The sequence below is a fragment of the Micromonospora sp. 4G55 genome (assembly GCF_016803375.1).
The window spans coordinates 1-12,978 of the sequence record NZ_JAEVHN010000121.1 but is presented as its reverse complement, the minus strand read 5'-3'; the positions used below and the strand labels follow the sequence as shown (position 1 = coordinate 12,978).

Annotated in this window: 9 protein-coding genes, 1 tRNA gene and 2 pseudogenes; 4 read left to right on the top strand and 8 right to left on the bottom strand. The window is 70.7% G+C overall.

Annotated elements, in window-relative coordinates:
• The 8 genes from JNW89_RS13110 to JNW89_RS13075 form a co-directional block, all read right to left on the bottom strand.
• The coding region (locus JNW89_RS13110; protein WP_238449151.1) for a MarR family transcriptional regulator at positions 1-255 on the bottom strand (255 nt) is incomplete at its 3' end.
• A 115-nt stretch (positions 256-370) separates the two neighbouring features.
• Positions 371-1,471: a sugar-binding protein gene (locus JNW89_RS13105; RefSeq protein WP_238449150.1), complete on the bottom strand. Its 1,101-nt coding sequence runs from the start codon at positions 1,469-1,471 to the stop codon at positions 371-373.
• Between the two features lie 50 nt (positions 1,472-1,521).
• The gene (gene mmsB, locus JNW89_RS13100) at positions 1,522-2,820 is read right to left on the bottom strand and encodes a multiple monosaccharide ABC transporter permease (protein ID WP_238449149.1); all 1,299 of its coding nucleotides are present in this window, start codon (positions 2,818-2,820) and stop codon (positions 1,522-1,524) included.
• Positions 2,817-4,364: a multiple monosaccharide ABC transporter ATP-binding protein gene (mmsA, locus tag JNW89_RS13095; protein ID WP_238449148.1), complete on the bottom strand. Its 1,548-nt coding sequence runs from the start codon at positions 4,362-4,364 to the stop codon at positions 2,817-2,819. The genes mmsB and mmsA overlap by 4 nt, the downstream gene beginning before the upstream one ends.
• 379 nt (positions 4,365-4,743) lie before the next feature.
• Positions 4,744-4,815 (bottom strand) — tRNA-Arg (locus JNW89_RS13090).
• 159 nt (positions 4,816-4,974) lie between these two features.
• Positions 4,975-5,670, bottom strand: a complete 696-nt coding sequence (locus JNW89_RS13085) for a winged helix-turn-helix domain-containing protein (RefSeq protein ID WP_088960542.1) — start codon at positions 5,668-5,670, stop codon at positions 4,975-4,977.
• 190 nt (positions 5,671-5,860) lie between these two features.
• Positions 5,861-6,529 (bottom strand): DUF305 domain-containing protein, encoded by a 669-nt coding sequence (locus JNW89_RS13080; protein WP_238449147.1) that lies wholly within the window; start codon positions 6,527-6,529, stop codon positions 5,861-5,863.
• An 8-nt stretch (positions 6,530-6,537) separates the two neighbouring features.
• Positions 6,538-7,341, bottom strand: coding sequence for a DUF3105 domain-containing protein (locus JNW89_RS13075; RefSeq protein ID WP_238449146.1), 804 nt, complete (start codon positions 7,339-7,341; stop codon positions 6,538-6,540).
• A gap of 97 nt (positions 7,342-7,438) precedes the next feature.
• On the opposite strand from JNW89_RS13075, the pseudogene argS reads away from it, so the two are divergent.
• The 4 genes and pseudogenes from argS (at position 7,439) to thrC (ending at position 12,974) form a co-directional block, all read left to right on the top strand.
• Positions 7,439-9,102: pseudogene (gene argS, locus JNW89_RS13070) on the top strand (arginine--tRNA ligase).
• A 6-nt stretch (positions 9,103-9,108) separates the two neighbouring features.
• Entirely contained in the window at positions 9,109-10,494 is a 1,386-nt protein-coding gene (lysA, locus tag JNW89_RS13065; protein ID WP_238449145.1) for a diaminopimelate decarboxylase, read from the top strand.
• 8 nt (positions 10,495-10,502) lie between these two features.
• Positions 10,503-11,816, top strand: a pseudogene (locus JNW89_RS13060) (homoserine dehydrogenase).
• Between the two features lie 108 nt (positions 11,817-11,924).
• A complete protein-coding gene (gene thrC / locus JNW89_RS13055; RefSeq protein ID WP_238449144.1) occupies positions 11,925-12,974 on the top strand; it encodes a threonine synthase in 1,050 nt (349 codons plus the stop codon).
• The last annotated feature ends 4 nt before the right edge of the window (positions 12,975-12,978 follow it).

The following is a 12,978-nucleotide window of genomic DNA, read 5'->3' as shown; positions in this document are numbered from 1 at the left end:
GGCGCGGCGGGCGGTGGTCGGCGCCTCCTCGGTCACCAGGCCGGCGGCGGCGAGGTCGGCGGCGAGCGCGCCGATGGTGCTCCGGTTGAGCCGGAGCCGACTGGTCAGCTCGGCGCGGGAGGTCGGGCCGTGCACGTGGACGTAGCGCAGCACGGCGCCGAGGTTCTGCCGGCGGATCTCCTCCTGGCTGGCGCCGGGCGCCGAGGCCGGCAGGAGTTCCGGGTTGCGGCCCTGCCGGGGTGGCCCGGACCGCATGGGTGTCGCCACGGTCAGGCCGCCTCCCGGTCGGTTGTGGGTGTCTGCCGGGGAGTACAACGAAGGGTCCCGGAAACGGACTTCCGGGACCCGACGTCGTGACTACCCGCTGGTGTTACTTGGTGAGCGGCGCCAGCTTCGGGTCGTTCGCGTACGCCTCGGCCGCGTTGGCCTTGGTCACGGCGACCGGCGGGAGCAGGTACGTGTCGACGACCTTGCTGCCGTTGTTGTACGACTTGGTGTCGTTGATCTCCGGCTTGTCACCGGCCTGGAGGGACTTCACCATCGCGATGGTCTGCTTGACCAGGTTCCGGGTGTCCTTGTTGATCGTCATGTACTGCTCGCCCTGCATGATCGACTTGACCGACTCGACCTCGGAGTCCTGACCGGTCACGACCGGGATCGGCTTGCCGGCACCCTTGATCGAGGTGATGATCGCGCGGGCCAGCGTGTCGTTCGGGGAGAGGACGCCGTCCAGCTGCTTGTTGCCGTAGGCGGAGGTCAGCAGCTGGTCCATGCGGGCCTGCGCACCCTCGGCCTTCCAGCCCTGGATGGCGGTCTGCTTGACCTCGGTCTGCTTCGAGGCGACGACGAGGTTGCCCTTGTCGATCTCCGGCTTGAGCACGCTCATCGCGCCGTTGAAGAAGACACCGGCGTTGTTGTCGTCCGGGGAGCCGGAGAAGAGCTCGACGTTGTACGGGCCGTTCGGCTTCTTGGCCTTCATGCCGTCCAGCAGGGCCTGGCCCTGGAGCTGGCCGACCTTGAAGTTGTCGAACGCGACGTAGTAGTCGAGGTCAGGGGTGTTGGTGATCAGCCGGTCGTACGCGATGACCTTCGCGCCGGCCTGGTGCGCCGCGGCGACCTGGGTCGACAGCTGCGCGGCGTCGGTCGCGCCGATGACGATGACCTTGGCGCCCTTGGTCACCATGGCGGTGATCTGAGCCTGCTGGTCGGCAACGGTGGTCGACGCGCCGGCGTACTGCACGTCGCTCTTGAAGCCGGCCTCCTTCAGGCCGTTGCTGAACAGGTCACCGGCGAGGACCCAGTTCTCCGAGGTCTTCGACGGCAGGGCGACACCGATCAGGGAGTCGGCCGCGAAGCCCTTGGTCGGGGTGTCCGAGCCACCGGACTCACCGTCACGGCCGGAGCCGCAACCGGTCAGGGCCAGCGTCGCGATGGCACCGATGGCCACCGTCTTGGCAAGCAGATTGCGCATGAGAGGGTAGTGCCCTTCTTCAGTGGTGATAGGGGAGAGGTCGGTGGCCGTCAGCCGGACACCGCGGTCTTGGCGGGCTCGCGCTCCGCCTCCGACACGGACGAGGGCGTACTGGGTGCGTCTCGGCGGAACGAGCGGGTGATGCTGCCGATGATCGAGAAGCGCCCCTGCTTCTTGTTGTAGACGTCGACCGCGACGGCCAGCAGCAGCACCAGGCCCTTGATGATCTGGACCTTGTCGGTGCCGACGCCCTGGAGCTGGAGACCGTTGTTGAGCACGGCCATCACCAGACCACCGACGATGGAGCCGCTGATGGTGCCGATACCGCCGGCGACGGCCGCGCCACCGATGAAGACCGCGGCGATCGCGTCCAGTTCCCAGCCGTTGCCGTCCTGGGGACCGGAGGCCGCCGAACGGGCCACGAAGATCATGCCGGCCAGCGCGGCCAGGATCGACATGTTCATCATGACGAAGAAGTTGACCCGCTTGAGCTTCACACCGGAGAGCTCCGCGGCGCGCGAGTTGCCGCCGACCGCGTAGATGTGCCGGCCGCCCGCAGTGTTGCGGGTGTAGAAGGAGTACGCCAGCACCAGCGCCACCAGGATGATCCCGGAGACCGGGAAGCTGGTGCCGACGCGACCGCTGGCGAAGCGCAGCGAGGCGAAGGCGATCACGCCGACCATCACCGCCAGCCGGAGCAGCGAGATCCACATCGGCGCCGGGTCGGCGTCCATCTCCCGGCGGGTCTTACGGGACTGCAGCTCCCGCCACACCACGGCCACGCAGGCGGCCAGGCCGAGCAGCAGGGTCAGGTTGTTGTAGCCGGTGTTCGGACCGACCTCGGGCAGGAAGCCCGAGCCGATGGTCCGGAACTCCTCCGGCACCGGGATGGTGTTCGCGTTGCCGATGTACTGGTTGCCGCCGCGGAAGAGCAGCATGCCGGCCAGGGTGACGATGAACGCCGGCACCCCGACGTAGGCGACCCAGAAGCCCTGCCAGGCGCCGATCGCCGCGCCGATGCCGAGGCCGAAGAGGATGGCGGCCGGCCAGGGCAGGTCCCACTCGGCCATCGACTTGGCCACCAGGATGCCGGCGATGGCGGCGACCGAGCCGACCGACAGGTCGATGTGCCCGGCGACGATCACCATCAGCATGCCGATGGCCAGGATGAGGATGTACGAGTTCTGCTGGAAGAGCGCGATCAGGTTGTCCGATCGCAGGGTCAGCCCGTCGGTCCAGACCTGGAAGATCAGAACGATCAACACCAGAGTGAAGATCATCCCGAACTGGCGGGCGTTGGAGGTGGTGCCTCCGAAGAGGTTCTTCTGCAGGTCCTTGATTCGGCTCATCGTGTCTGCATCTTCTTCGTAGAGGTCATCTGCTTCATGAGGGTCTCCGGGTCCGCATCCTCGCGGGCGATCTCGCCGGTGATGGTTCCTTCGAACACGGTGTAGATGCGGTCGCAGAGCCCGATCAGCTCAGGCAGTTCCGAGGAGATGACGACGACGCCCTTCCCCTGGTCGGCGAGCCGCTGGATGATGCCGTAGATCTCGTACTTGGCGCCCACGTCGATGCCGCGGGTCGGCTCGTCGAGGATCAGCAGGTCGGGGTCGGTGAACATCCACTTCGCCAGGACGACCTTCTGCTGGTTGCCGCCGGAGAGCTTGGAGACGCTCTCGTCGACCGACGGAGCCTTGGTCCGCAGCTCCCGGCGGTACCTCTCGGCCGCCTGGTACTCGGCGACCTCGTCGAGGACGCCGTGCTTGGAGATCTTGGACAGCTTGGCGGCCACCGTCGACGCCTTGATGTCGTCGAGCAGGTTGAGACCGATCGCCTTGCGGTCCTCGCTGACGTACGCCAGCCCGTGGTGGATCGCGTCCGCCACCGACTTGAGCACGATCTCCTTGCCGTCCTTGATGATCGTGCCCGACTCGTACACCCCGTAGGAGCGGCCGAAGACGCTCATCGCCAGCTCGGTGCGGCCCGCGCCCATCAGGCCGGCGAAGCCGACGATCTCGCCGCGGCGTACGACGAAGCTCTCGTTCTTGCAGACCTGGCGCTCGGCCGAGATCGGGTGCCGCACGTTCCAGTCGCGGACCTCGAAGAAGACCTCGCCGATCTTGGGCGTGTGGTCCGGGAAGCGGCTGCTCAGCTCGCGGCCGACCATGCCGCGCACGATCCGGTCCTCGTCGACCGCGCCCGCCTGGACGTCCAGGGTCTCCACGGTCCTGCCGTCGCGCAGGATGGTGATCTGGTCGGCGATCGCCTCGATCTCGTTCAGCTTGTGCGAGATCATGATCGAGGTGATGCCCCGTGCGCGGAAGCCGCGCAGCAGGTCGAGCAGGTGGCGCGAGTCCGCCTCGTTGAGCGCGGCGGTGGGCTCGTCCAGGATGAGCAGCTTGACGTCCTTGGCGAAGGCCTTGGCGATCTCCACCAGCTGCTGCTTGCCGACGCCGATGTCCTTGATCAGGGTGTCCGGGTCCTCCTGAAGACCGACCCGGGCCATCAGGTCCAGGGCCATCCGGTTCGCGGCCTTCCAGTCGATCGCACCCCGCTTGCGCGGCTCGTTGCCGAGGAAGATGTTCTCGGTGATCGACATGTGCGGGATGAGCGCGAGCTCCTGGTGGATGATCACGATGCCGGCGGCCTCGCTCGCCCGGATGTCGGAGAAGCGGGTCTCGGCGCCCTGGTAGACGATGTCGCCGTCGTACGTGCCGTACGGGTAGACGCCGCTGAGCACCTTCATCAGCGTCGACTTGCCCGCACCGTTCTCGCCGCAGATGGCGTGGATCTCACCGGCGCGAACCACGAGGTTGACGTCGGAAAGAGCCTTGACTCCTGGGAACTCCTTGGTGATGGAGCGCATTTCCAGGAGGATGGGCGCGTCGCTCATGACTTGCTGCACCTCGCCAACATCATGGATGCCTCTCGCTGGGTTAGGCCTCACGAGGTTTTGTTGCGTACCACAACTTATTCACGCGCGAAGGCGATCCGCAAGTTTCCAGTGCCCTGCCGTTGTAACAATCCGGCAATATGGAGTCCGGTCCCTGCCCCGGCTGACGCGGCTGTCTGGTTCCTCGGCGGCGGGGTGACGCGGTAGACATCGGCGGCTGTGGTGCCCGTCTCCGGCCCGAGCCGGTCCACCCCCGCCTCCGGGTCACCGGTCCATGACCTTGCGGCTGCGTGCCGATCCGGAAACGAAAAATTCCCCGGCGTACCCGCCGGGGAATCCTCGTTCGTCTTGTCGCGGAGCCCGCTCCTGCGATGTTGTGTGCCCCCGGCAGGATTCGAACCTGCGCCCCCGCCTCCGGAGGGCGGTGCTCTATCCCCTGAGCTACGGGGGCTCAGCGACCCGAGAAGAGTACCAAACCCCGTCCCGAACACCGAATCGGCACCCGGCGCCCCCTCCGTGTCCCTCGAATCCCGCGTTGATCATGAAGTTGTTGTCCCGACACCCCGTGCCCGCCGACAACAACTTATGATCAACGCGAGAAGGGCGGGGGTCAGGCGGCGGCCAGGGCGCGGCCGCAGCTGGGGAGGGGGTGCAGGACGATGCGGCGGGGGAGGCGGCGGGGCCACTCGTTCTTGGGCCACGAGCCGTCGACGATCAGGTGCACGGTGCGCTCCTCGGCGCCGCTGAGCCGCAGCACGAAGTCGCGGGGGAGCGGCGCGTCCACGCCGGGCGTGGTCACCATGAACCGGACCCGGCCCCGGGACGACACCGCGGAGATCACGTCCGCGGCCGGCATGGTGCCGCGCAGGCGTACCCGGCCGATCCAGTAGACCTCCGCGGAGTGCTCCTGGGCGGCGCGGGTGATCGCCGGGTACTCGCTGCGTACCCAGCGCTCGACCGCGCCGACGCAGAGCCCGCAGGCCCGCTCCCGCGGCTCCCGCGGACCCAACCCCCAGGCCCGCAGGTACGCCCCGACGGTGCCGGCGTCCATCGCCAGGTCGAACTGGCGCTGGATCAGCGTGGTCAGGCTCTGTCGCGTCCACAGCTCCTCGTCCAGCCCGAGCTCGTCGGGGTGGACGCCCCGCAGGACGTCGATCAGTTCGAGTTCCTGTTCGCGGCTGAGCGTTCCGGGCTCGCCCTGCCGGTGTCCGCGACGGACGGCTGCCACCGCTCCGTCACCGCCGATGGTGTGGCGCCGGCACCAGCTGGTGACCGAACGCCGCGCGTCTCTCAGTGCAACCCCCACGTCCTGCGCAACGAGCCCGAATCGCAACTGGTCACGATATGTGGGGAGAAAAGTCTCCAACGACCGCAATCGGTCGGAGCGACCAAAGACCGTCAAAAGGGCGTAAAGGGACACCCTGACGGATCGGAACGGACGGAGGCCCGCGTCCGCCGGGGCGGTACGCGGGTCTCCGTCGAGCCGGGTGCCGGGATCAGCCGCCCAGGCGCTTGAGGGCGTTCTGGAGGTTGACCAGGTCCGTCTGCTGGGTGTTCTTCATGGTCTGCGCGACCGTGAGCACGTCGTCGTCCCCGCCGTGGTCGAGGATGCCCTGGATCATGTGGATCCCACCCAGGTGGTGCTTGATCATCATGCGCAGGAAGAGCACGTCGAGGTCGTGTCCCTGCGCCGCGCGCAGCTGCGCCATCTCCTGCGGCGTCGCCATGCCGGGCATCAGCCCGTCGCGGAGGCTGTCCCGGCCGTCCGGCATCCAGGCCATCGCCGGCTCCGAGCCGGTCGGGTCCAGCCCCCACGACCGCAGCCAGGTCTGCATGGTGCCGATCTCGCCCTGCTGGCCGGTGGCGATGTCGCCGCCGATCTGGCGTACCTCCGGGTCGCTGCCCTTCTGGAAGGCGATCAGCCCCATCTCCACCGCCTGGGCGTGGTGGCTGGCCATGTCCCGGGCGAAGCCCGCCTCGGCCGAGCTGTCACCCGGTCGGGTGAGGCTCGGCGTCAGCAGGCCGCCCGCGTACCCGAGGAGGAGACCGACCACGACGGCGGCGGTCAGCGCGAGGAGGCCGTAGCGGCGCGCGGACCGCCGGCCACCGTCGTCGGTGGCCGGGGCCTCGTCGGCCGTGCTGTCCGCCGTCACGGGAGCGGTCATCGCCGTCCTTACTGCTGGGCGGGCTGCTGGAGGTCGCGCGGGGTGGTGCCGGTGGCGGTGATGCCCTGGCCGCAGTTGGCGTTCGGGCCCTCGACCGAGGCGTTGACCCGCAGCGTCTTGATGAAGTCGTCGATCCGGCTGTCGTCGGCGTTGTCGACCTTGAGCTGGTAGCCCCAGGCCTGCAGCGAGATCGGCTGGTCCAGCCCGTCGAACGGGCTGAGCATCAGCTTCTCCTTGCCCTGGACCTTGCTCTTCAGCGTCGCCACCTGGTCGGCCGGCAGGTCGGGGCGGTACGTGATCCAGACCGCGCCGTGCTCCAGGCTGTGCACCGCGTGCTCGCTGGCGATCGGGGCGTCGTAGACGTCACCCATGCAGTTCTGCCAGGCCGGGTTGTGCGGGCCGGCGACCGGCGGGTTGACGTCGTACTTGATCGCGCCCTGCTGGTGCTGGCCGCCCTGGACGAGCTTGGCGTCCTTCTTGCGGAAGTCGACGATGCCGTCGATGTCGGCGGCCCGCTTCTCCCACGGCTTGGAGCCCTGGAAGGCCGCGTACGCGCCGTACCCGATGATCGCCGCGGCGAGCACGCCGACGGCCACGAAGAGCGCGATCGGGCCCCAGGACCGGCCCTGGCTCACCTTGACCGGCGTGACCGGCTTGCGGGGGCCCTTGCCACCCGCGGTCTGGCGGGGGGAGCCCGCCGACTTGCCGGCCCCGGGCTTGGCGCCGGACGCGGGCCGGCCAGCCGCCGGCTTCTTGCCGGTGCTGACCACGGTCGGACGGCGCTCCGGGCCGCCCGGGGTGCTGATGCTCATGGTGCCTCGTCAGGTCGGTCGGTCAGGGGATTGGCGGGCCGGGTGACGCGAAGGGTCGCCGCCGAGTGCCCGAGTCTACCCCCGATAACATGGTTCGGTGACTCCCGCAGAACTCGCCGAGGTCGTCCTCTCCGCAGCCCACGCCGTCTTCACCGAGCGGGGCCTGGACCCGGCCGCGCTCCCGGCGCGGACGGCGGTGGAGCGACCGCGCAATCCCGAGCACGGCGACTACGCCTCGACGCTGGCGCTGCAGCTCAGCAAGAAGGTGGGGGTCCCGCCGCGGGAGCTGGCCGCCGCGCTCGCCAACCAGCTCGGCCGCGCCCCGGGGGTCAAGTCCGTGGAGATCGCCGGCCCCGGCTTCCTCAACATCCGGCTCGACGCCGCCGCCGCGGGCCAGCTCGCCCGGTCGATCGTCGAGGCCGCGCCGGGTACGGCCGCAGCGACGTCCTCGCCGGCCAGAAGATCAACCTCGAGTTCGTCTCGGCCAACCCCACCGGCCCGGTGCACATCGGCGGCGTCCGCTGGGCGGCCGTCGGCGACGCGCTGAGCCGGCTGCTCCGCGCCACCGGCGCCGACGTGGGCACCGAGTACTACTTCAACGACGCCGGCTCCCAGATCGACCGGTTCGCCCGGTCGCTGCTCGCCGCCGCGAAGGGCGAGCCGGCCCCCGAGGACGGGTACGGCGGCGCGTACATCGCCGAGATCGCCGAGCAGGTCCGGGCCGTCCGGCCGGACGTGCTGGAGCTGGACGACGCCGCCGCCCAGGAGGCCTTCCGGGTCGAGGGCGTCGCGCTGATGTTCGCCGAGATCAAGTCCTCGCTGCGCGCCTTCGGGGTGGAGTTCGACACCTACTTCAACGAGAAGGACCTGCACGACCGGGGCGAGCTGGACCTCGCCCTGGAGCGGCTGCGCGAGCAGGGCCACCTCTTCGAGGCCGACGGCGCGACCTGGCTGCGGACCACCGACTTCGGCGACGACAAGGACCGGGTGCTGCGCAAGTCCAACGGCGAGTGGACGTACTTCGCCGCCGACTGCGCCTACTACCTGGACAAGCGCGAGCGCGGCTTCGAGCGGGTCGTGATCATGCTGGGCGCCGACCACCACGGCTACATCGGCCGGATGAAGGCGATGGCGGCCTGCTTCGGCGACGACCCGGACCGCAACCTGGAGATCCTCATCGGCCAGCTGGTCAACCTGGTCCGCGAGGGCGCTCCGGTGCGGATGAGCAAGCGGGCCGGCACCGTGGTCACCCTGGAGGACCTGGTCGACGCGATCGGCGTGGACGCCTCCCGGTACGCGCTGGCCCGCTACTCCAGCGACTCCCCGATCGACATCGACGTCGAGCTGTGGACCCGGGCCACCCGCGACAACCCGGTCTACTACGTGCAGTACGTCGCCGCCCGGACGGCCAGCGTCGGGCGCAACGCCGCCGAGGTCGGGCTGACCCGTGGCGACGCCGCCGGCTTCCGGGCCGACCTGCTCGGGCACGAGAAGGAGAACGAGCTGCTCAAGGCGCTCGCCGAGTTCCCCGCCGTGGTGGCCACCGCCGCCGAGCTGCGGGGGCCGCACCGGGTGGCCCGCTACCTGGAGGAGCTGGCCGGGGCGTACCACCGGTTCTACGACAACTGCCGGATCCTGCCGCGCGGCGACGAGGAGGTCACCGACCTGCACCGGGCCCGGCTCTGGCTCAACGACGCGACGCGGGTGGTCATCGCCAACGGCCTGCACCTGCTCGGCGTCACCGCTCCGGAGAGGATGTGAGCATTCGTGCGCGCGCATGAGGCCGGTGCCCTGCACGGCGACATCGGCAGCCGGGGGCCGGCGTGGCTGCGTCCCCCGGTCGACGTCAACGCCCTGGTGCCGCAGCTGTGGCCGCGCAACGTGACGCGCGCCGACGACGGCGCGCTCGCCGTCGCCGGCCTGGGCGTCCGCGACATCGCGGCCGAGTACGGCACCCCGCTGTACGTCCTCGACGAGGACGACCTGCGCTCGCGCTGCCGCGACTTCCGCGCCGCCTTCCCGGATGTCGACGTCTTCTACGCGGGCAAGGCGTTCCTCTGCCGTGCCGTGGTCCGCATGATCGCCGAGGAGGGCCTGCACCTCGACGTCTGCACCGGCGGCGAGCTGGCCACCGCGCTGTCGGCGGGGATGCCGCCGGAGCGGATCGGCTTCCACGGCAACAACAAGTCCGTGGCCGAGCTGACCCGGGCGCTGGACGCCGGGGTGGGCCGGATCATCCTCGACTCGTTCACCGAGATCGACCGGCTCACCGCGCTGGCCCGCGAGCGTGGGGTACGCCCCGGCGTGCTGATCCGGGTCACCGTGGGCGTCGAGGCGCACACCCACGAGTTCATCGCCACCGCGCACGAGGACCAGAAGTTCGGCTTCTCGCTCGCCGGCGGGGCGGCCGCGGCGGCCGCCTTCAAGGTGCTCGACGAGGGCGTGCTCGACCTGCGCGGCCTGCACTCGCACATCGGGTCGCAGATCTTCGACGCCAGCGGCTTCGAGGTCTCCGCCCGCCGGGTGCTCGCCCTGCAGGCGCAGATCCGCGACGCCCGCGGGGTGGAGCTGCCCGAGCTGGACCTCGGTGGCGGCTTCGGCATCGCGTACACCACCCAGGACGACCCGGCCTCGCCGCAGGAACTGGCCAAGCGGCTGCGCAAGATCGTCGACGGCGAGTGCGCGGCGGAGCGGCTGGCCGTGCCACACCTGTCGATCGAGCCCGGCCGGGCGATCGTCGGCCCCGCGGTCTTCACCCTGTACGAGGTCGGCACGGTCAAGGACGTCGACGGCATCCGCACCTACGTCAGCGTCGACGGTGGGATGAGCGACAACATCCGCACCGCGCTCTACGACGCCTCGTACTCGGCCACCATGGCGAACCGGGCGTCGGTGGCCGAGCCGATGCTCGCCCGCGTGGTGGGAAAGCACTGTGAGTCCGGGGACATCGTGGTGAAGGATGAATTCCTGCCCGCCGACGTGCAGCCCGGAGATCTTGTCGCGGTGCCCGGCACGGGCGCGTACTGCCGCAGCATGGCCAGCAACTACAACCACGTGCCCCGCCCCCCGGTGGTCGCGGTGCGGGACGGCCGGGCCCGGCTGATCGTCCGGCGGGAGACCGAAGAGGACCTGCTCGCTTTGGATGTGGGATGACGTCACCTGTGCGTTTGGCGCTGCTCGGCTGCGGGACCGTGGGCAGCGAGGTGGTCCGGTTGCTGCACGAGCAGTCGGCCGACCTCGCCGCCCGGATCGGCGCCCCGCTGGAGATCGCCGGCATCGCCGTACGCCGGGTCGGGCGCGACCGCGGTGACCTGCCGGTCGACCCGGCGCTGTTCACCACCGACCCGCTCGGGCTGATCAAGCGCGACGACGTGGACGTGGTGGTCGAGGTGGTCGGCGGCATCGAGCCGGCGCGCGGCTGGCTGGTCGAGCCCTGCGGGCCGGCAAGAGCGTGGTCACCGCCAACAAGGCGCTGCTCGCCGAGGACGGTGCGGCCCTGCACGACGCGGCCGCCGAGGGCGGCGCCGACCTCTACTACGAGGCCTCGGTGGCCGGGGCGATCCCGCTGCTGCGCCCGCTGCGCGACTCGCTGCACGGGGACCGGATCAACCGGGTCACCGGCATCGTCAACGGCACCACCAACTTCATCCTCTCCGCGATGGACGCCACCGGCGCCGGCTTCGCCGAGGCGCTGGAGGAGGCCACCGAGCTCGGGTACGCCGAGGCGGACCCGACCGCCGACGTGGAGGGCTTCGACGCCGCCGCCAAGGCCGCCATCCTCGCCTCGCTGGCGTTCCACACCCGGGTCACCGCCGCCGACGTGCACCGCGAGGGGATCACCGAGGTGACCGCCGCGGACGTGGCCAGCGCCCGGGCGATGGGCTGCACGATCAAGCTGCTCTGCATCGCGGCCCGGGGCGCCGACGCCGCGGGCCGGGAGACGGTCAGCGTGCGGGTGCACCCGGCGATGATCCCGCTGACCCACCCGCTGGCCAGCGTCGGCGACGCGTTCAACGCGGTCTTCGTCGAGGCCGAGGCGGCCGGGCAGCTGATGTTCTACGGCCGGGGCGCCGGTGGCGCGCCGACCGCCAGCGCCGTCCTCGGCGACGTGGGTGGCGGTGGCCCGCAACCGGCTCGCCGGGGCACGGGCGGCCAGCGAGTCCGCGTACGCCGACCTGGCGGTGCGGCCGATGGGGGAGGCGCTGACCCGCTACCACATCAGCCTCGACGTGGCCGACCGTCCGGGTGTGCTGGAGGCGGTGGCCGGCGTGTTCGCCCGGCACGAGGTCTCCATCGCCACCGTGCGGCAGGGCCCGGCGGGCGGCGGGCCGGCCGGTCGGGGCTCCGACGCCGAGCTGGTCATCGTCACCCACGTCGCGCCGGACGCGGCGCTCGCCGCGACCGTAGGCGAGCTGCGCGGGCTGGACATCGTCGGATCGGTGACCAGCGTGCTGCGGGTGGAGGGCGGGCAGTAGGGCGTCCCGTCCAGTGGGTGGCGGCGGGTGCGCCGGTCGCCGCCCCGGCCGGCTGGTCCAGGCTTGAGACACCCCCCGAACGGAACGGGGCGAGGCGAGGAGAGCGACATGTGGCGCGGTCTGATCGAGACGTACCGGGACCGGCTGCCGGTCACCGACGCCACTCCCGTCGTCACCCTGCACGAGGGGAACACCCCGCTGCTGCCCGCGCCGGTGCTCTCCGCCCGGCTCGGCTGTGACGTGCACCTGAAGGTTGAGGGGGCCAACCCGACCGGCTCGTTCAAGGACCGCGGCATGACCGTCGCGGTGTCCAAGGCGGTCGAGGCGGGCGACAAGGTGATCATCTGCGCCTCCACCGGCAACACCAGCGCGTCCGCCGCGGCGTACGCGGCCCGCGCCGGGATCACCTGCGCGGTGCTGGTGCCGCAGGGCAAGATCGCGCTGGGCAAGCTCGCCCAGGCGCTGGTGCACGGGGCGAAGCTGCTCCAGGTCCAGGGCAACTTCGACGACTGCCTGTCGCTGGCCGCGAAGCTCGCCCAGGACTTCCCGGTGGCGCTGGTCAACTCGGTCAACCCGGACCGGCTGCACGGCCAGAAGACCGCCGCCTTCGAGATCGTCGAGGCGCTCGGCGACGCCCCCGACATCCACTGCCTGCCGGTCGGCAACGCCGGCAACATCTCCGCGTACTGGATGGGCTACGGCGAGGACCTGGCCGCCGGCAACGCCACCCGCGCCCCGAAGATGTACGGCTTCCAGGCCGCCGGCGCCGCGCCGATCGTGACCGGCCAGGTGGTGCACGAGCCGTCCACGATCGCCACCGCCATCCGGATCGGCAACCCGGCGAGCTGGACGAAGGCGGTCGACGCCCGGGACGCCTCGCAGGGGCTGATCGCGGCGGTCAGCGACCGGGAGATCCTGTCGGCGTACCGGCTGCTCGCCCGGGAGGTGGGCGTCTTCGTCGAGCTGGGCAGCGCGGCCAGCGTGGCCGGCCTGCTCCAGCAGGCCGCGGCGGGCCGGGTCCCGCCCGGTTCCACGGTCGTCTGCACGGTCACCGGCCACGGCCTCAAGGACCCGGAGTGGGCCATCTCCACCGCCCCCGCCCCGCTCACCATCGCCAACGACCCCCTCGCCGCCGCCCGCTCCCTCGACCTCGCCTGACCCG